Origin of the sequence: Halomonas sp. 72 (assembly GCF_052379785.1) — a bacterium.
Lineage (GTDB): Bacteria > Pseudomonadota > Gammaproteobacteria > Pseudomonadales > Halomonadaceae > Vreelandella > Vreelandella citrativorans.
In genome coordinates this window covers 47,129-66,439 of record NZ_JBQSYY010000005.1, presented here as the reverse complement: position 1 = coordinate 66,439, position 19,311 = coordinate 47,129, and the positions used below count along the sequence as shown (strand labels likewise).

Annotated in this window: 19 protein-coding genes; 18 read left to right on the top strand and 1 reads right to left on the bottom strand. The window is 54.2% G+C overall.

Annotation, left to right across the window (positions count from 1 at the left end; all coding sequences use genetic code 11):
• The first annotated feature begins 3 nt into the window (after positions 1–3).
• From pabC to ACT3T6_RS07095, 8 genes are all read left to right on the top strand, one after another.
• Positions 4–831, top strand: coding sequence for an aminodeoxychorismate lyase (gene pabC, locus ACT3T6_RS07130; protein ID WP_172116375.1), 828 nt, complete (start codon positions 4–6; stop codon positions 829–831).
• Between the two features lie 9 nt (positions 832–840).
• Positions 841–1,845: an endolytic transglycosylase MltG gene (gene mltG, locus ACT3T6_RS07125; RefSeq protein WP_172116376.1), complete on the top strand. Its 1,005-nt coding sequence runs from the start codon at positions 841–843 to the stop codon at positions 1,843–1,845.
• A gap of 63 nt (positions 1,846–1,908) precedes the next feature.
• On the top strand, positions 1,909–2,562 hold the full coding sequence (tmk, locus tag ACT3T6_RS07120; RefSeq protein WP_193053763.1) for a dTMP kinase: 654 nt from the start codon (positions 1,909–1,911) through the stop codon (positions 2,560–2,562).
• A complete protein-coding gene (locus tag ACT3T6_RS07115; RefSeq protein ID WP_193053762.1) occupies positions 2,553–3,539 on the top strand; it encodes a DNA polymerase III subunit delta' in 987 nt (328 codons plus the stop codon). Before tmk ends, ACT3T6_RS07115 begins: the two co-directional genes overlap by 10 nt.
• Positions 3,540–3,629: 90 nt before the next feature.
• Complete coding sequence (locus ACT3T6_RS07110; RefSeq protein WP_193053761.1) at positions 3,630–3,962, top strand: PilZ domain-containing protein; 333 nt, start codon at positions 3,630–3,632, stop codon at positions 3,960–3,962.
• A 45-nt stretch (positions 3,963–4,007) separates the two neighbouring features.
• Entirely contained in the window at positions 4,008–4,847 is an 840-nt protein-coding gene (locus ACT3T6_RS07105; RefSeq protein WP_193053760.1) for a TatD family hydrolase, read from the top strand.
• Between the two features lie 25 nt (positions 4,848–4,872).
• Positions 4,873–5,457, top strand: coding sequence for a DUF1285 domain-containing protein (locus tag ACT3T6_RS07100; RefSeq protein WP_193053759.1), 585 nt, complete (start codon positions 4,873–4,875; stop codon positions 5,455–5,457).
• Positions 5,454–7,661 (top strand): ATP-dependent helicase, encoded by a 2,208-nt coding sequence (locus ACT3T6_RS07095; protein WP_193053758.1) that lies wholly within the window; start codon positions 5,454–5,456, stop codon positions 7,659–7,661. Before ACT3T6_RS07100 ends, ACT3T6_RS07095 begins: the two co-directional genes overlap by 4 nt.
• A gap of 47 nt (positions 7,662–7,708) precedes the next feature.
• Here the strand turns inward: ACT3T6_RS07095 and ACT3T6_RS07090 are convergent, their stop codons facing one another.
• Positions 7,709–9,373, bottom strand: coding sequence for an electron transfer flavoprotein-ubiquinone oxidoreductase (locus ACT3T6_RS07090; protein WP_192526375.1), 1,665 nt, complete (start codon positions 9,371–9,373; stop codon positions 7,709–7,711).
• Positions 9,374–9,765: 392 nt separating this feature from the next.
• On the opposite strand from ACT3T6_RS07090, the gene ACT3T6_RS07085 reads away from it, so the two are divergent.
• The 10 genes from ACT3T6_RS07085 (at position 9,766) to ACT3T6_RS07040 (ending at position 19,310) form a co-directional block, all read left to right on the top strand.
• Positions 9,766–10,515, top strand: coding sequence for an electron transfer flavoprotein subunit beta/FixA family protein (locus tag ACT3T6_RS07085; RefSeq protein ID WP_192526376.1), 750 nt, complete (start codon positions 9,766–9,768; stop codon positions 10,513–10,515).
• A gap of 56 nt (positions 10,516–10,571) precedes the next feature.
• Entirely contained in the window at positions 10,572–11,498 is a 927-nt protein-coding gene (locus ACT3T6_RS07080) for an electron transfer flavoprotein subunit alpha/FixB family protein (protein WP_172116385.1), read from the top strand.
• Positions 11,499–11,698: 200 nt separating this feature from the next.
• Positions 11,699–12,310: a superoxide dismutase gene (locus ACT3T6_RS07075; protein WP_193053757.1), complete on the top strand. Its 612-nt coding sequence runs from the start codon at positions 11,699–11,701 to the stop codon at positions 12,308–12,310.
• 252 nt (positions 12,311–12,562) lie between these two features.
• Positions 12,563–12,784: a glutaredoxin-like protein NrdH gene (nrdH, locus tag ACT3T6_RS07070; RefSeq protein ID WP_087109257.1), complete on the top strand. Its 222-nt coding sequence runs from the start codon at positions 12,563–12,565 to the stop codon at positions 12,782–12,784.
• A gap of 7 nt (positions 12,785–12,791) precedes the next feature.
• Positions 12,792–13,229, top strand: a complete 438-nt coding sequence (nrdI, locus tag ACT3T6_RS07065) for a class Ib ribonucleoside-diphosphate reductase assembly flavoprotein NrdI (protein WP_172116387.1) — start codon at positions 12,792–12,794, stop codon at positions 13,227–13,229.
• Positions 13,211–15,394 (top strand): class 1b ribonucleoside-diphosphate reductase subunit alpha, encoded by a 2,184-nt coding sequence (gene nrdE, locus ACT3T6_RS07060; protein ID WP_253926942.1) that lies wholly within the window; start codon positions 13,211–13,213, stop codon positions 15,392–15,394. Before nrdI ends, nrdE begins: the two co-directional genes overlap by 19 nt.
• Before the next feature lie 86 nt (positions 15,395–15,480).
• Positions 15,481–16,452 (top strand): class 1b ribonucleoside-diphosphate reductase subunit beta, encoded by a 972-nt coding sequence (nrdF, locus tag ACT3T6_RS07055; RefSeq protein WP_193053756.1) that lies wholly within the window; start codon positions 15,481–15,483, stop codon positions 16,450–16,452.
• A 38-nt stretch (positions 16,453–16,490) separates the two neighbouring features.
• Positions 16,491–16,904, top strand: a complete 414-nt coding sequence (locus ACT3T6_RS07050) for an NUDIX hydrolase (protein ID WP_193053755.1) — start codon at positions 16,491–16,493, stop codon at positions 16,902–16,904.
• 259 nt (positions 16,905–17,163) lie between these two features.
• The gene (locus ACT3T6_RS07045) at positions 17,164–17,949 is read left to right on the top strand and encodes a DUF3450 family protein (RefSeq protein ID WP_193053754.1); all 786 of its coding nucleotides are present in this window, start codon (positions 17,164–17,166) and stop codon (positions 17,947–17,949) included.
• Positions 17,946–19,310 carry a MotA/TolQ/ExbB proton channel family protein gene (locus ACT3T6_RS07040; protein WP_193053753.1) on the top strand — a complete coding sequence of 455 codons (1,365 nt, stop codon included), beginning with the start codon at positions 17,946–17,948 and terminating at the stop codon, positions 19,308–19,310. The genes ACT3T6_RS07045 and ACT3T6_RS07040 overlap by 4 nt, the downstream gene beginning before the upstream one ends.
• Position 19,311 lies beyond the last annotated feature (1 nt).

Sequence of the window (19,311 nt, the reverse complement as noted above, 5' to 3'; positions counted from 1 at the left end):
AAGATGACCCTGCCTCAGGTGCCGTTTGATGATCGCGGGCTGGCGTATGGGGACGGCGTGTTCGAAACGGTGCTGCTGCGTAACGGTAAACCGGTGCTGTGGGCATACCACGTAGCGCGGTTGGTGAAGGGGTGTCAGCGGCTCGGCATTCCAGTTCCCTGCCAAGAGGAGATTGATGCCACTTGGCAGGGAAACGCCACGGCACCGCTTGAAGTATTAAAACTGATTGTTACACGGGGTAGTGGTGGAAGGGGGTATGCATTACCTGATACACCAACACCCCGTTTGCTAAGTCGGCGGACTTCTTTCGCCCCTATGGTTGAGCGCTGGAAAAGCGGCGTGACGGTGCGTATCTGCCGCATACGCTTGGCTCACCAACCGGCTTTAGCTGGTATCAAGCATTTAAACCGCCTCGAAAATGTAATGGCACGACAAGAGTGGCAGGATGTGTCGATTGCCGAAGGTTTGCTGGCGGACGCTCAGGGGCAGTTGATCGAGGCGACCAGCATGAACCTGTTTTGGCAGCAACACGGTGAGCTGTTTACGCCGCCACTCGATACATGTGGCGTGGCCGGTACATTGCGTGCCGCGTTAATTGCTGAAGGCGCTGTGCGCGAAGCCAATCTAACCCTTGAAGCCTTACCCGCCGTTGAGCGCGCTTGGGTGGCGAACTCCGTACAGGGGGTATGGCCAGTGGCGACGTTATTGTCTGAAGATGCGGATTGTCTGCAGCGTTGGCCGATTAATCAGCCCGATAAGTTCCAAACACAGGCGCATCGTCTGCTTGGCTATGCGTCAACTTATACCGCAAGCCCTGACCTATTTTGTTGAGGTGATACGTTGAAACGGTTACTGGCCGCTGTTGGAATTATTCTGGTATTGGGCGTCGTTGGCGTCGCAGGCAGCTATTTTTATTGGCAAAGCCGATTAGACGCTCCTCTTGCTTTAGAAGCCCCTGTTTTATATCAGGTGCCTGCTGGAGCAGGCTTTAATCAGGTGGTTGCGCAGTTGGAGGCGCAAGGGATTCTTGAGGATGCCTGGGCTTTTCAAGTATTGGCTCGGGTTCATCCGGAACGTATTCCCCGTCTTCGGGTGGGCGAATATGAGTTAACGCCCGGTATGAATGGGCTTGAAATGCTGGCGCTGTTAGGCAGTAACCGAGTGGTGACGTATCCGTTGACGCTTCCAGAAGGACGCTCATTCAGTCAACTACGCGACCTACTCAATAACGCGCCCAAGCTGGAGCATCGCACGGCGGAGTTGAGCGATGAAGAAATAATGACCTTGCTGGATAGAGAAGGCACCTTTCCAGAAGGCTGGTTTTTCCCCGATACGTACCGCTACCACCTGGGTATGAGTGACGTCGATATTTTGCGCCAAGCGTTGGTGCGGATGGAAAACATTTTAGAAGAAGTATGGGCCGCACGCTCCGATGACCTGACTATTGAGACGCCTTATGAGGCGCTTATTATGGCATCGCTGATTGAGCGTGAAACAGGCGCGCCTGAAGAGCGGCGTGAGATCGCCGGTGTCTTTAAGCGCCGGACGGAGCAGGGCATGCGCCTACAAACTGATCCGACCGTGATTTACGGTATGGGCGACCGGTATCAAGGGCGCATTACCTATGCCGACCTGCGTGAAGCCACGCCTTACAATACCTATGTGATTGATGGCATGCCGCCCACGCCAATTGCCATGCCGGGGCGAGCGTCGCTTGAAGCAGCGGTTGATCCTCTGCCTGGCGAGACGCTCTACTTCGTATCCAAGGGGGACGGCACACACCACTTTTCGCGTACGCTGCGTGAGCACAATAATGCAGTTAATCGCTATATTCGCAACCGCTGACCCAAAGTGTCGGTTTTTCATGAAGTTAATCTCAACGATGCACGCGTTGATTAAGGGATGGCAATGACCAAGCGGGGACGCTTTATTACGCTTGAAGGCGGTGAGGGCGTAGGTAAATCCACCAATATGGCTTTTGTGGTCGCAGCGCTGGAAGCGCAAGGTCTTGACGTGGTGAGTACCCGCGAACCAGGGGGGACGCCGCGCGCCGAGGCGATCCGCGCGCTACTGCTGGACCCTGCTCCCCAGGAGCCATTGCACGCCGATGCTGAGCTGTTACTCATGTTTGCCGCGCGAGCGCAGCATCTGGCCGAAAAAATAGTGCCTGCATTGGAGCGCGGTGCATGGGTGGTATGCGACCGTTTTACTGACGCGACCTTTGCCTACCAGGGCGGCGGGCGCGGTATGTCGGTTGAGCGCATTGCCAAGCTTGAAGCCTTTGTGCAGAAAGGGCTAACGCCAGACCTGACGTTACTGCTTGATATGCCGTTAACGGCGGCGCAGTCGCGCCTGGAGTCACGGCTTAACAGTCAAAATGAGCAGCGTGACCGCTTTGAGCAAGAGCGGGGCGAGTTCTTTCAAGCTGTCCGTGACGCCTACCTGGAGCGTGCCAGTGCTGAGCCTAAGCGCTTTGCGCTCATTAATGCCCATCAGTCGCTGGTTAGCGTACAAGCCGATATTCAGGATGTGCTCGCCGAACGGATAGCGCTATGGCGTTAAGTGGTCTACTGCCTTGGCATGAGGCCACATGGCAGCAGTTGGTGCGGCTGTCAGATGAGGGGCGTATGCCCCATGCCATTTTGTTAAGTGGCGCTCACGGTGTGGGTAAGCAGCAGCTGGCAGAGGCGCTAATTGCCCGCACGTTGTGCGCAAGCCCGAATGTGCTGGCATGCGGCCAGTGTCATAGCTGTTCCATGCTGGCGTCGGGTTATCATCCGGACCTGTTGCGGGTTTCGCCGGAAGAAGGCAAGCGCCAGATACGTATTGACCCTATTCGCGAGGTTAATCGGTTTGTCTCACAGACCGCCCAACAGGGCGGTTATCGTGTGATTGTTCTTTCACCGGCCGAGAGCATGAACATCGCCGCGGCCAATGCGTTGCTTAAAAGCCTGGAAGAGCCTGGCGCTAAAACGCTGTTTATTCTGCTTTCTGATGTGCCATCTCGCATGTTGGCGACTATTCGTTCCCGGTGCCAGCAGTGGTCGTTTCCCAGTGTGCCTTTTACTGCGTGTCGCAGTTGGTTAATCGAACAGTTGGGCGGTGAGGAAGAGGCGTATTTTTGGTGGCGGGTGTCGGGTGGTTTGCCGCTTTTGGCGGCTGAATTAGCTTCGCCTGAAGAGCGGGCATTACGCCACCAGATTCATGACTGCTTTGAGCAATTGGTGCGAGGCGCTGAGCCGGTATCGGAGGCCGCACGGCTGGACCGCCAAGCGATTGACGCTATCTTGTGGTACGGTATCGCATGGCTTGAAGACTTAATTCGCTTGGGTATTTCAGGTGAAGCAAGCGTACTGCACAATCCCGATTTAGAACCCCTTTACCGCCAAGCGGTCAAAAATGGCCGTGCGCAGGATTGGTTTCGTTTGCTGGATTACGCCCGAGAACAGCGGCGCCTGTTAGCGGTTGGAGCCAATCCAAACCCGCAACTGGTGCTTGAAGCATGGCTAGTGCGTTGGGCAGCGCTGCTGCGCTCATAGCGTTATTGCGTTGGCTATGGATTTCAACCATCACCTTCTAGTCATGTCGTTACGATGGTGGTCATGGATTTACCGGCGAGCGAGGTTGATATGAGTATTCAAAAAGCCCTTGCCCTCACCGTGCCTGATGCGTCTACGCTATTTTCAGCTTATATGCCGTTTTTGGAGCGTGGAGGTCTATTTGTACCGACTAAAACGCCCTATGCGCTGGGTGATCAGGTCACTTTATTGCTCACGTTGCCAGGTGAGTGTGAGCGCCTGACGGTTTTGGGTGATGTCGTATGGGTATCGCCTGACGAGATAAGTAGTCAGCGCGTTGCGGGAATTGGCGTTCACTTTAGCTTTAAGGATAGCGCTCTGCGCGAGCACATCGAAATGCTGCTGGAAGCTGATGATCATACGGCTCCTTCATTGACGCTTTAGCGTTATCCCGCCTTTTTATTTCTCTTTTTGGTTGATGAGACGTTCATGTTTGTTGATTCGCACTGTCATTTGGATCGTTTGTCGGAGCACACGCATGGTGGTGATATCGCCGCCACGCTAAACGCGGCTAGAGCTGCAAACGTTAGCCAGTTTTTGGCGATTTCAGTGAGCCTTGAGGATATGCCAGGGCTCGCTGCGATTGCTCGTGAGCATAGCGACGTCGCTATTTCTGCGGGCCTTCATCCGCTGCATACGCCTGTGCAAGAGCCAGTGGCGAGTGATATTCAAGAAGCCGCAGAGCAGTACGGCGCCATTGCCATTGGTGAAACCGGGCTAGATTATCACTATCGGGAAAGCGTGCCGGTTGCGGTGCAGTATGAGCGCTTTAAGCAGCACTTGATCGCTGCCCGCGAGCTTGAGTTGCCCGTTATCGTGCATACCCGGGAAGCCAAGGAAGACACGCTTGCCTTGTTGCGAGAATATAGCGATCCACGCGTCGGTGGTGTGCTCCACTGCTTTACGGAAGACTTGGACATGGCGCGTGAAGCGGTGCGGCTTGGCTTCTATATTTCGTTGTCCGGTATTATTACCTTTAATAACGCGGCGTCGCTGCGTGAATTGGCCCGCCAACTGCCGCTGGATCGTCTGCTTATTGAAACCGATAGTCCTTACTTGGCCCCTGTGCCTTACCGTGGCAAACCCAACGAACCTGCGTGGGTTGTTGAGGTGGCAGAGTGCATCGCCAAAGCGCGGGGCATCAGCGTCGATGAAGTGGCCATGCAAGCGACGGCCAACTTCTTTCAGCTGTTTAAAGCAGCCGTGCCCGATGCGCCTGCGCATGTTAAACAGGCCCTGGCGCAGTCTGGGCTCGTGTCTTCACGTTAAGCGGTATTAGCGCAAGGCGGATGCAATGAATATTGATCGACTCCTGCAGCAGCGTCAAAGTGTGGCCACTATTCCGCCTGTGGATCAATGGCAGCCAGCGCTGTCTGGCGATATCAATATTGTGATTCAAGCAGACGGCACCTGGTTACACGAAGGGCAGCCGTTTGCCCGCCCTGATGTTGCGCGTTTGCTATCCTCGCTGTTGCGCCACGACCCGGAAGGCTACTGCCTGGTGACGCCTGTTGAGCGCTGGTGTCTCCAGGTGGACGATTTGCCTTTTGTGGCTGTTGAGGCCGACTTTCATGAGGATGCCTGGTGGTTTACGACCCAGTTTGAAGATGTCGTGCGCCTTGACGCGACACACCCTCTAGCGTTCAGCGAGACTCAAGGTGGCGAGATGCTGCCGGAAATTGCTGTCCGGTATGGGTTATCCGCCCGATTACATCGCCATGTGTTTTATCAACTGGTTGATGCAGCAAGTATGAAAACACTGGCTAATGGCCAGTGTGAAGTCGGTGTGTGGAGTGCCGGTGAGTGGTTTCCACTCGGCTGTGTGGATGCTGAGGACGCCGCTGGCGGCGATAATGGCGCACCGAGTGAGGCTTTGTGAAGTTAACCGCAGAACAACACGCTGTTGTCCATCATGAAAACGGCCATGCCAGAGTAGCGGCAGTCGCCGGTGCGGGTAAAACCACCACCATGGCAGCCCGAGTGCTGCATCTGCTGGCCGGTGGGGTTGCGCCCAAGCGGATGCTGATACTGATGTTTAACCGCTCAGCACGGGATGATTTTCATCAACGCTTGGTAAGCATGTCCCCCTCCGGGCAGGCGCTGCCTGCGGTGCGTACTTTTCACTCGCTGGGGCATCGATTAACCCAAAGTCTGTGCCGTTGGGGAGTGCTGGCACCACGCCGATTGCTGTCGGCTGACTGGCAGTTGGAGCGCTTGCTTCGCCAGGCCAGTTTACATGTGCTGCGTGAAAGCGTTGAGCGGCGCGATGCGGCCATTGAGGGCGAGCGCCTGGAGGCGCTGGCGCATTTTTGTAATCTGGTCAAAGCAGAAATGGCCGAACCTCAAGCACTTTATGAGCGGCTTAACTACGAGCCGGACACTGATTACTTCCCCAGCGCGTTTAACGAAGCAGAGCGAATGCTCGCGGATGAAGGTCTTATGACCTACGCCGATTTGCTGTATCGGCCGCTCCAGGCGCTGGAAGCTGACGCTACGCTACGCCAGCGCGTGGAAGGCTTTTTGGACCACGTCATTATTGATGAGTATCAGGATATCAACGCGGCGCAGCAACGCCTCCTTGCGGTATTGGCGGGTAGCACGGCGGCGGTTATGGCGGTAGGGGATGCTAATCAGTGCATTTACGAGTGGCGTGGTGCGCGGCCGGACACCATGCTGGAGGATTTTACCGCGACCTTCGGGCGGCCCACCGATTACCCACTATCAACGACGTTTCGCCATGGGCATGCGCTGGCGTTAACCGCGAATCATGCGATTGTTGCCAATCAACGACGCCCCGATCAGCTCTGTTTGGCGGCGGCAAATAATCCGCATACGCGGGTATCGGTCGGGCAGGGAAGTGCTGTCCTGCTGGATACCTTGATGGATTGGAGTGCGCAGGGGCGCGCTTTTCACCAGGTCAGCCTGTTAGTGCGCAGTTGGGCACTTTCCGTACCGTTCCAGCTGGCGTTATTGCAGGCCGGCATCCCCTTTCGCTTACTGCGTGAAGATCGTTTTGTTTTTCGCTTACCGTTGGTGCAGGCGTTAGTGGGTTACTTAAAGCTATCTCGCCGTCCTGAGCTTCTCCACGACCCAGAACACTTGCTGTTACTGCTCTCTCAGCCAACGCCTTTTGTCGCGCGGGAACGGCTACAGCGCTTGGCCTACCAGTTGGCCACTACGCAAGAGTGGCCAGAACGGCATGACCCCGTGCTTACTGAGCTAAAGCCGCTTCAACGGCGTACGTTAAAAAAACGCTGGGCGTTATTGTGTGAGCTTCCCCGGCTACGTGCATGGCCATCCGCTAAATTACTTAGCCATGTGGTGGAAAGCATCGACGCTGAAAAAACGCTAAAGCGTGCCGCAGCCCGGCGGGATAAAGGCGAAGAGGACGTCCGCCTTTTGGATGTGCTGATCGAACAGGCTCAAAGCGTGCCTGATCCGGACGCCTTTATAGCGTTATTAGAGCGTCCGGTTGAAAACCAGGCCGGGGGTGTCCTGATTTCAACCGTGCATGGTGCCAAAGGGTTGGAGTGGCCGCTTGTGGTAGTCGCCGGCGTCAATGAGGAAGACTTCCCGCATTATAGCCGGGATACGCCACTGAGCGATGAGCGCCTTGAAGAAGAACGCCGACTCTTTTATGTCGCGATTACTCGCGCAGAAGAGCAGCTTCTGGTTATGCACGATGGTGGCTCGCATCGTCCAAGTCGCTTTATTGCTGAAAGCGCATGGCAGGACAGCATGCAGGTTGCCGAGTGTCTAGCGAAGAGCGAGCCCACAAGCGCTGTGTTACGGGCGGCTTCGCCAGCGATTGTACAACGCTATCTTGAGCGGTTAGGGCGTGACGATATTACGTTAACGGCGCCCGAGGTGAAGGAGCCCCAGGCCGCTTATGCGCCAGGGGAGCACTTTTACCCCGGACAGCGGCTGCATCACGCCGTTTTTGGTGAGGGAGAGATTGCCTCGGTAGAAGGTAATCCCTCTGATCCGGTCATTGATGTGCGTTTTGTTCAAGCAGGCAGGCGACGTTTAATTGCTCGCCGCGCACCCATTGAGCGATTAGAGCCACCTGTGCAATCCGCCTAACGGTTAGGCGGTGCAAGTGGCTCTGTTTGGCGCCTGCTGTTTACAGCTTACATATTGGGATAGTTGGGCCCGCCGCCGCCTTCAGGCGCTACCCAGGTAATATTCTGGGCCGGGTCCTTAATGTCACAGGTTTTGCAGTGCACGCAGTTCTGGAAGTTGATCTGAAAACGTGGCTGCCCAGCATCATCCTCTACCACTTCATACACGCCTGCAGGGCAGTAACGCTGGGCCGGCTCGGCATACTTGGGTAAGTTGTGCTTAATCGGAATGTCAGGATCGTCCAGGTGCAGGTGGCACGGCTGGTCCTCTTCGTGATTGGTGTTGGAGAGAAACACCGAAGAGGACTTATCAAACGAGAGCTTTCCGTCCGGCTTGGGGTAATTGATTTTTTCAAACTCAGCCGCCGGTTTTAGAGCGCCGTAATCAGTGGTCGTGTCGTGAACATTGGGCAGCTTGTTGCCCAGCAACTGATTAACAAAGTTGTAAGCGCCGCCACCCACGGTGCCGTACTTATGCATGGCGGGTCCAAAGCTTGCGCTTTCTTTAAGCTCTTCGTAAGCCCAGCTGGCTTCCCACTTTTGGGTAAAGCTAGCCAGTTCTTGCGCGCCTTCATCACCTGCTTTTAGGGCTTCAAAAACGCTTTCAGCGGCCACCAGGCCTGACTTCATGGCGGTATGCAGGCCTTTGATTTTGGAGAAATTAAGGGTTCCTGCATCACAGCCAATTAGTAGGCCGCCTGCAAACGTCATTTTAGGCAGGCAGTTAAAACCTCCTTTGGTGAGCGCTCGGGCGCCGTAAGCTACACGCTTACCGCCTTCCAGATATTGGCTAAGCGCCGGGTGATGCTTCATGCGCTGAAATTCATCAAACGGCGAAAGCCAGGGGTTCTGATAGGAAAGATCCATAATCAGGCCAACCACTACCTGCTGGTTTTCAGCGTGATACAGGAACCAGCCCCCAGAGGTATCTTTATCCAGCGGCCAGCCAGAACCGTGAACCACAAGCCCGGGTTCATGCTTGTCAGCGGGAACGTCCCAGAGCTCTTTTAGGCCAATGCCGTAGTGTTGCGGGTCGCGTCCAGCATCAAGGGAAAAATGCTTGATTAAGCGTTTGCCTAAATGACCACGCGCGCCTTCAGCAAACAGCGTGTATTTGGCACGCAGCTCCATGCCCGGCATATAGCCATCTTTCGGCGTGCCGTCAGCGGCGACGCCCATATCGCCTATCAAAATGCCGCGTACGGCATCTTCTTCAATAATGACGTCCTGGGCGGCGAAGCCGGGGAAAATTTCAACACCCAGCGCTTCAGCTTGCTCGGCAAGCCAGCGGCACAGATTACCAGCACTGATCACGTAGCGCGTTTGATCACCGCCGGTATTGTGCATGCTTTTGGGGACCAGCGAATTGGGCAGCTTCTGTGCCTTTTGGGCATCTTTGAGCAGGTAAACATCATCGCGAATGGCGGGAGTGTTCAAAGGGGCGCCACGCTCTTGCCAGTCGGGAAAGAGTTCATTGAGCGCCCGTGGCTCAAACACCGCGCCAGATAAAATGTGCGCACCGACTTCAGAGCCTTTTTCCACGACACAAACGGTCAGTTCTTGTTCGGCTTCATTTGCTTGCTGCATCAGGCGGCAGGCAGCGGCAAGCCCAGAAGGACCCGCGCCTACAATCACTACATCAAAGTCCATGACGTCGCGTTCAACATTTTCCACCTGGTCTCTCCTTATTCTCATAAGTGCAGTGCCTTATAAAAACACGGCCTTAATATAAAACGGTCGTTTGCTTCTGGTTATGCTCCATGATAGGCATAATACCGTGGTCAGGTCACGCCTACGATGCTAAAAGCGCGTTTCATGCTCAGTGGCCCAAACGTAGCCCTGTTTGGTGATTGTTCGACTATAGCGGTAGCGAATGGGTATTGTTGCCATTGGGCAGGCTGTGGCAAATTAACAAGGTTTTGTAACTGCGTGCCTATCAAACGCTTGCATGAATCTCTTCGGCATCGTCATCGCGTATGGCGAGGCTGACTCTTTTATAAGCGGTGTCCGCTGGGCGGGTGCCGACTTTGGTTAACGGCTTTTGCCACCAGCCAAGCGAGGAACCTATGAAAGTACTCGTCGCGGTTAAACGCGTCATCGACTATAACGTCAAAATCCGCGTCAAAGCAGATCACTCTGACGTTGATCTTACCAATGTCAAAATGGCCATGAATCCCTTCTGCGAAATTGCGGTGGAAGAGGCGGTACGCCTAAAAGAGAAGGGCGTTGCTACTGAAGTGGTGGCCGTCACCGTTGGCCCCAAAGCCGCCCAGGAACAGCTGCGTACCGCGCTGGCGCTGGGTGCTGACCGCGCTATTCACATCGAAACCGACGAGCGAGTTGAGTCGCTAGCAGTTGCCAAGTTGCTGGCCAAGGTGGTTGACGAAGAGCAGCCCGGCTTGGTCATCCTGGGTAAGCAGGCGATCGACACCGACAATAACCAGACGGGCCAGATGCTGGCTGCCTTAACCAACTTGCCGCAAGGCACGTTCGCCTCAGAAGTGGCCATTGATGGTGATACGGTTAACGTTACCCGTGAAATCGATGGCGGCTTGCAGACTGTTGCGCTGACGCTGCCTGCCATTGTGACAACCGATTTGCGCTTGAACGAGCCACGCTACGCCAAGCTGCCGGATATCATGAAGGCTAAAAAGAAACCGATGGACGTCAAAACCCCTGCCGATTACGGCATTGAGGTGGCATCCAGGGTAAGCCTTTTGAAAGTCGAGTCCCCGGCAGAACGTAAAGGCGGTATTAAGGTTGCGTCGGTGGATGAATTGATCGATAAACTAAAAAACGAAGCCAAAGTTCTTTAAGAAAAGTTCTTTGAGATAAGTTCTTCAAGATAAGTGCTTTGAAAGGAGCTGATCTAATGAGCATTTTGGTACTTGCCGATATCAATGACGGCCAACTCGCCAGCGCCACCGCTCACGTGGTAGCTGCCGCCAAAGCCATCGGTGGCGATATTGACGTTCTGGTGGCTGGAGAGGGCGTCCAGGCTGCCGCTGAAGCAGCCGCCAAGCTTGATGGCGTCAGCAAGGTGCGGGTTGCAGATAACGCTGTTTACGCTTACCAACTGGCTGAGCCCATGGGCGCGCTGCTGGTGGAGTTAGCCAGTGGTTACACCCATGTGCTGGCGAGCGCCTCCACAACCGGTAAAAATGTGTTGCCGCGTTTGGCTGCCCTAAAAGATGTTAGCCAGCTTTCCGACGTCATTGGCATTGAGAGCGCTGACACCTTCCTGCGTCCCATTTATGCGGGGAACGCCATCGCCACCGTGAAAAGTGATGATGCGCTGAAAGTAATTACCGTACGCTCCAGCGCGTTTGATGCCGTTGCCAGCAGCGGCAGCGCTACGCTAGAAGCGGTCGATGTGGTGGTTGAAAATACCCAGTCAAGCTTTGTTAAAGAAGAACTTGCACAGTCCGACCGACCCGAGCTGGGTGGCGCCAAAGTGGTTATTTCAGGCGGCCGCGGCATGGGCAATGGCGAGAACTTCAAGCTGCTGGACGGTATCGCCGACAAGCTGGGGGCGGCCGTAGGCGCCTCACGGGCAGCGGTAGATGCAGGCTTTGTTCCTAACGACATGCAGGTCGGGCAAACCGGCAAGATCGTGGCACCTGATCTCTATATTGCCGTAGGTATTTCGGGCGCCATTCAGCATTTGGCGGGCATGAAAGACTCCAAGGTCATTGTCGCGATTAATAAAGACGATGAAGCACCGATCTTTCAAGTAGCGGACTATGGTCTGGTAGGCGATTTGTTCGAGATTCTGCCTGAACTTGAGAGCAAGCTGTAAGGCGTTTCTGGATTGACTTGGTTTACCCAAGCCGGCTTATTAAAAGCCGGCTTTTTTAGGAGAGTAAATTAGATAAACTGCCCGTAGTTGGCTAAAGTACGGGCAATGTGAGAAAGTGCCGCCAAAGCGGTTGAAAAAGGTGTGGGCTGACCACACCTATCATGATGAACGCAACGCAAGCCACTCAAGGAGATGATAATATGGCACATACACTTCCCGAACTGCCGTACGCTTATGACGCACTCGAGCCGCATATTGATGCGATGACCATGGAAATTCACCACTCGCGTCACCACCAAACGTACGTCAATAACCTCAACGCTGCACTTGAGGGCACAGGCCTTGAGGACGTTGCGATTGAAGAGCTCGTCTCAAACCTGGACCGTGTGCCGGAAGCCAAGCGTCAAGCGGTTATTAACAACGGCGGCGGCCATGCCAACCACTCCATGTTCTGGCAAATGATGTCGCCGAACGGTGGTGGTCAGCCTCAGGGCGATGTTGCCAATGCTATTGATAGCGAACTAGGCGGCCTGGACTCCTTCAAGGAAGAGTTCAAAAAGGCAGCCGTAGGTCGTTTTGGTAGCGGCTGGGCATGGCTCTCCGTGACTCCCGCGAAAAAGCTGGTTGTTGAAAATACGCTGAACCAGGATAACCCGTTGATGCACGGCAACACGCCGCTGCTCGTCCTGGATGTATGGGAGCACGCCTACTACCTGAAGTATCAGAACAAGCGTCCTGACTACGTTGCTACGTTCTTCGACGTCGTTAACTGGGAAGACGTAGAGCGTCGCTATCAGGCTGCTATCGCTTAATTTAGCGCTATGTCGGGCAGGATGCCAGCCGCTGGCGCCTGCACAATGCCGCCCCCTCTGTGGGGCGGTTTTTTTGTTTCCAGACCGTAGGCTGGGCATGAGCTGTCAATAACCTGTGGATGAAAAAATACTATATATGCTTGAATTGATTTTCCCATGGTCTATATATAGTATGTGTGATGTCTTCAGAGGGGGGGAGGTACTAGATATGCTCTGCCCGAAAAATACCGCTATGAAAAGGGGAAAATGACCATGGCAATCCAGATTTATAGCAAGCCTGCTTGTGTTCAGTGTACTGCTACCTACCGTGCTCTGGATAAACAGGGTCTAGCGTATACCGTTATTGATATCACCGCTGAGTCAGGTGCCCAGCAAGAAGTAGAAGCCCTTGGCTACCGCCAGCTTCCAGTGGTCGTTGCTGGTGATGATCACTGGTCGGGTTTCCGCCCGGACCGTATCCAAGCGTTGGCGTAAAATTGCTATGTTGGTGGACGCCGCCGCTGCAACACCCCAGGTCGGCAGCCTAATTTATTTCTCCACCAAATCAGGTAACACTCATCGTTTTGTACAAAAACTTGGTCTGGCCGCACAGCGTCTTCCGCTAGGGCGTGATGAACCGACGCTACATGCCACAGCACCTTATATATTAATCACGCCCACCTACGGGGGCGGCGAGGCAAAAGGTGCGGTGCCAGGGCAAGTTATTCGCTTTCTTAACGATGAGCAGAATAGACGCTTTATTCGCGGCGTCATTGCTGCCGGTAACACTAATTTTGGTGATGCGTATGGCCTGGCTGGTCGCGTTATTGCAGAAAAGTGCCGTGTGCCATTGCTGTATCGATTTGAATTATTTGGCACCGACGATGACGTGGCCAAGGTTCGCAAAGGAGTAGAAGAGTTTTGGAAACGACAAACCTAGTCACGAAAAACCAGGCTGAACCCAAACGGCCGGCTACGGGAGCTTCCGAAGCGCGTACTTTGGATTACCACGCGCTAAACGCGATGCTTAATTTGTACGGTGCCAACGGTGAGCTACAGCTGGATAAAGACCGTGAAGCAGCACGTCAGTACTTCCTGCAACATGTTAACCAGAACACCGTCTTTTTCCACTCGCTGGAAGAAAAGCTCGATTACCTGATGGAAGAGGGCTATTACGAAGCGGAGATGCTCGGCCAATACAGCTTCGCTTTTGTTAAAGCGTTGTTTGAGCAGGCGTATGCCTACAAATTCCGTTTTCCAAGCTTTTTAGGTGCCTTCAAGTACTACACCAGCTATACGCTAAAAACGTTCGACGGTAAGCGTTACCTTGAGCGCTATGAAGACCGCGTATGCATGGTGGCACTGACCCTGGCGCGCGGCGATGAAGCGCTGGCAAAATCCTTGGTTGATGAAATAATCAGCGGTCGTTTCCAGCCAGCGACGCCTACCTTCCTGAACTGCGGCAAGCAGCAGCGCGGTGAGTTGGTATCGTGCTTCTTGCTGCGTATTGAAGACAACATGGAGTCGATCGGTCGCTCGATTAACTCAGCGCTACAGCTTTCCAAGCGGGGCGGCGGTGTTGCCTTTTTGTTGAGCAATATCCGTGAGTCCGGCGCACCCATCAAGCGTATTGAAAATCAGTCGTCGGGTATTATCCCGATCATGAAACTCTTGGAAGATGCCTTCTCCTATGCGAACCAGCTGGGTGCTCGCCAAGGCGCTGGCGCGGTTTATCTGAATGCGCACCACCCCGATATCCTGAGCTTTTTGGATACCAAGCGTGAAAATGCTGACGAGAAAATCCGCATTAAAACGTTGTCGCTGGGCGTGACGATTCCGGATATTACGTTTGAGCTTGCCAAGCGTAATGACGATATGTACCTGTTCTCGCCTTACGACGTTGAGCGTGTTTATGGCGTCCCGTTTGGCGACGTCAGCGTTACCGAGAAATACCATGAGATGGTCGCGGACGCGCGCATCCGTAAGCACAAAATCAATGCGCGGGCATTCTTCCAGACACTGGCAGAGCTGCAGTTTGAGTCGGGCTACCCGTACATCATGTTTGAAGATACGGTCAACCGGGCGAACCCGATTGCTGGTCGTATCAATATGAGTAACCTGTGCTCGGAAATTCTGCAGGTCAACACACCTACCGAATACGACGATGATCTTGGCTATCGCCAAATGGGGCAGGATATCTCCTGTAACCTGGGATCGATGAACATCGCCAAGGTAATGGACGCCGGCAATATTGGCGAAAGCGTTGAGATCGCCATTCGCGGGTTAACCGCGGTTTCTGAAATGAGCAATCTACGTAGCGTACCCTCTATTGCCGAAGGTAATGCCAAGTCACGCGCTATTGGTCTTGGTCAGATGAACCTGCACGGTTACCTGGCTCGCGAACACATTTATTATGGCTCTGAAGAGGGGTTGGACTTTACCAACCTGTATTTCTACTGCATCGCCTTTCATGCCATCCGCGCATCGAACCGCTTGGCGATTGAGCATAACGATACGTTTGCAGGCTTTGAAGACTCCAAATATGCAACGGGCGAGTTCTTCGATAAATATACCGACCAGGAGTGGCTGCCACGCACCGATAAAGTACGCGGCCTGTTCGAGCGTAGCGACATCACGCTGCCTACTCAGCAGGACTGGCAGGAGCTCAAGGCTTCGGTAATGGCCCACGGCCTTTATAATCGCAACTTGCAGGCGGTGCCGCCCACGGGCTCTATTTCCTATATTAACCACTCGACCTCAAGTATCCACCCGGTAGCGGCCAGGATCGAGATTCGTAAAGAAGGCAAGCTGGGGCGTGCTTATTACCCTGCGCCGTTCTTGAGCGAGTCCACGTTTGATTACTTCCAGGACGCTTATGAAATTGGCCCTGAGAAGATTATTGATACCTACGCTGAGGCTTCCAAGCACGTTGATCAGGGGCTCTCATTGACGCTGTTCTTCCCGGACACTGCGACAACGCGTGATATCAATAAGGCGCAGATTTACGCGTGGCGAAAAGGTATTAAAACGCTCTATTACATTCGTCTGCGCCAAAGCGCGCTGGAAGGTACTGAAGTGGAAGGCTGTGTTTCCTGCACGCTTTAATACCCGTGCCTGGCAAATTGCCAGCATTTGATATTCTGTACTTGATGCGCCGTATGTAATACGGCGCTTTTAATGAGAGTTATTTCATGACTACCACGCAACGCTTATCGCGGGTGAATGCGATCAACTGGAACCGTCTTCAGGATGACAAGGATCTTGAAGTATGGAATCGCCTGACCAGTAACTTTTGGCTGCCGGAAAAAGTGCCGCTTTCCAACGATATTCAATCGTGGAACACACTGACCCAGCAGGAAAAGCAGCTAACCATTCGCGTGTTTACAGGCCTGACGCTGCTGGATACGGTCCAAAGCAGCATTGGTGCTCCGGTGCTAATGGAAAATGCTCGCACACCCCATGAAGAGGCGGTATACACCAATATTGCGTTTATGGAGTCGGTGCATGCGCGTTCGTACAGCTCGATTTTCTCGACGCTATGCGCCACGCGCGATGTGGACGATGCCTTCCGGTGGAGTGAAGAGAATCCCACGCTCCAGGCTAAGTCAGAACTGATTCTGGAGCGCTATCGCTCTGATGACCCGTTGATGCGCCAGGTGGCCAGCGTATTTTTGGAGTCCTTTTTGTTCTATTCGGGCTTCTATCTGCCCATGTACTGGTCCAGCCACGCCAAGCTAACCAACACCGCTGATCTTATTCGTTTGATTATTCGCGATGAAGCGGTACACGGTTACTACATTGGCTACAAATTCCAGCAAGCCTTGGCAGAAGCCACGCCCGAGCGTCAGCAGGAAGTCAAGGATTACGCGTATGAGCTGCTTCTTGAGCTGTATGATAATGAAGTGCGCTACACCGAGTCACTGTATGACGAAGTGGGGCTGTCGGAAGATGTGAAGAAATTTCTTCATTATAACGCCAACAAAGCGCTGATGAACCTGGGCTATGAGCCGCTGTTCCCCAGTAGCGTGACCGACGTTGACCCGACGATTATGGCGGCTCTGTCGCCCAGCGCGAATGAAAACCACGACTTCTTCTCAGGCTCTGGCTCCTCGTACGTTATTGGCAAAGCCATTGCCACTGAAGATGATGACTGGGAGTTTTAATAGTCTCATCCGGTAAGCGGTAAAAAGAGGGAAGGGCCATGCCAGATGTAACGCCAAACACGGCCAGTGTACTGAAAATCGCAGCGGCGGTTGTAAGTGACCTGGATGGTCGACTGCTGCTGGTGCGTAAACAGGGCACCGCTTTCTTTATGCAGCCGGGCGGTAAGATCGACCTGGGTGAAACGGCACTGGCAGCACTATGTCGTGAGCTTAAAGAAGAGCTCGGTTTGCATGTCACTGAAGACCGGCTGCTTCCTTTGGGCGTACAGAAGGCCCCGGCGGCGAATGAGCCTGGCATGACGATTGAAGCGCAGCTCTATGGGCTGGTGATTGATGAGCCGGTAGAGGCGGCCGCTGAAATCGCTGAAGCCAAATGGGTAAGCCGTGAGCAGGCGTGGGAGCTTCCTCTCGCGCCGCTAACCAAAGGCTATGTCATAAGGACCGTGTCATAAAGACATGTGCCATAAAGACATGTGTCATGTTGAACGTTTAAGACATCAAGCATCACCATTATAAGCGGGGCGCCATTTGGCGCCCTTTTTTATACCCAAAATAAAGCAAAAAAACGTCTTAATGTTAATGATAAATATTGTCATTTATTGAGATGGTGGTAGGCTAACGCGTAGAATTTAAACGCAAATCGTTCTTATACTTAATTGGTTTCTAGTGTGGCTAATGGTAAAGCTCGCTAGGCAGTAACGGAGAGTCGACGTGCTGAACAGGTCTTTCTTTGCCGTGCGTACGTGTTGCTTAGCCTTCGTGCTAGTCAGCGGTGGGCTAATGGCAAGCGATGAAACAGCGGGCCAGGCGGCCCAGAGCGTAGAAGCCCAACAAACCCAGGCGGCCCTGCAGCAGCAAATTGATGCAGCCGATGAAGAGACCCGGGGCGCGCTAGAAGAGTTACGTCGGCTAGAGCGTGAGACTCGCCAAATGGAGGCCACAAACGCGTCGCTAAGTGCGCGTTTGGTAGAAGAAGCCGAACGTCAGAAGCGTTTAAGTACTGCACTGAATACCCTGGAAGAGACACGCGCGGCGCTACCGCTTATCGAGCAGGATATGCAAGCACAGCTAACGCGCTGGATTGAGCAGGATATGCCGTTCTTGCGCGATGAGCGCTTGGCTCGAGTCGTGCACTCTGATGAGGCGCAGAGCAGCAACACCGTTGAGCGGATCAACGGCTTATTAGAAGCATGGCGAGTAGAGCTTGAATACGGCCGTGACATTGATAACTGGCGCGGACGTTTGCAAAGCCCTGAAGGCAATGCTCGGGAAGTAGATTATCTACGCGTCGGTAGAATTGGATTTTACTACCTGACGCCAGACGCTCGGGAAGGCGGTGTTTGGGATGCCGCCAACCATGAATGGCTACCGTTGGATGAGCGAGCACGGCGCGAAGTCCGCAATGGTCTGCGCATCGCCGCTGACCAGCGCACGCCGGATCTATTGAGGTTGCCGCTATCCATTACCGTTGCAGAACAGCAGAGAGGTCAGCCATGAGCGTCAATCGTCAACGTCTGCAACGCCTGGTAAGTGCTGGTTTGTTGGTGGGGCTTGTCGCCGTCAGTTTCGGCGTCTCGGCGCAAAGTGAGCCTGTTTCATCGCTACGCGAAGCACGCCAGGCCGCTGAGGCGCGTGACCAGGAGCGCTTGGCGCGCTTTTTGGAAGATCAGCAAGCGTTAAATGCAGCGCTTGAAGAGGCTCGCGCCGCCCACCAGTCAGCCGAGGAGCAGCGTGAGGCGCTGCAAGCCCAGCAAACCGAGCAGGCTGAGCAGGCCAGTGAGTTAACCGAGCGTCAGAACGAACAGGGTGAAGCGCTTTCCGGCTTGTTGGCAAACCTTGCGCGACACAGTACCGAAGTGCGCAACGCATTGGGTGAAGATAGCTGGTTAACCTTGCAAGAAGAGATACTGCCGCCTCGCCTGGATAGCGCGGAAGTGCTTGAACGTCGTCAGCTAGAAAACGTGGTCGACAGTTTGGCAACGCTGGCTGCAAAAACCGGGCAGGTTGAACGTTTGGAGCTTCCGGTCGCGGATTCCAGCGGCACGATCGCGCCCCGTAACGTGGTTCGATTGGGTGACTTCGCCGCGTTTACGGAAAATGCACTACTTCAGCAAGAAGGTGACGTCAGTCATTTGGCCGAAGCGCCGCGTACGCCAGACGAAATTCAACGTGTGCTCGCGGCTTACCATCAGGGAGAAAGCAGGGAATTCCTGATTGACCCCACTCAAGGCCCCGTTTTACAGGCGCTTTCTCAACGTCCTAGCCTGTGGGAGCGTTTCCAGCAGGGCGGGTACGTCGGTTATGTCATCGTCGTGCTGGGGGTGTTGGGTCTGCTGGTGGCGCTGGGGCAATATGCCTACTTGGTGCTACAGAGTCTTCGCGTGCGCCGCCAACGTCAGTCGCTTAATCAGTTGCAGTCGAATAACCCACTAGGCCGCGTGTTGCTTCGCTTTAAAGAGATGGATAAGCACCAAACCCCTGAAGCGTTAGAAGCACGTTTGGATGAAGCGGTACTGGCAGAGTTGCCGCGCATTGAGCGGGGTCAGCCCATTGTTAAGCTATTGGCTGCTATTGCACCGCTGCTGGGGTTGTTAGGTACGGTGACCGGCATGATTGTAACGTTTCAGGCGATTACCGTGTTTGGCACCGGCGATCCGCAGCTCATGGCAGGGGGCATTAGCCAGGCATTGGTCACCACGGTGCTGGGCCTCATTACGGCGGTGCCTTTGCTGTTTGCGCAAACGGCGCTTTCAAGCCGCAGCCGTCACTTAAGCCAGGTGATTGAAGGCGAGGCGAGTGCGACCTTGGCGGATCATTTGGAAGCTCAATCTACTGCTCATGCTACGTCGGTGAATTGAT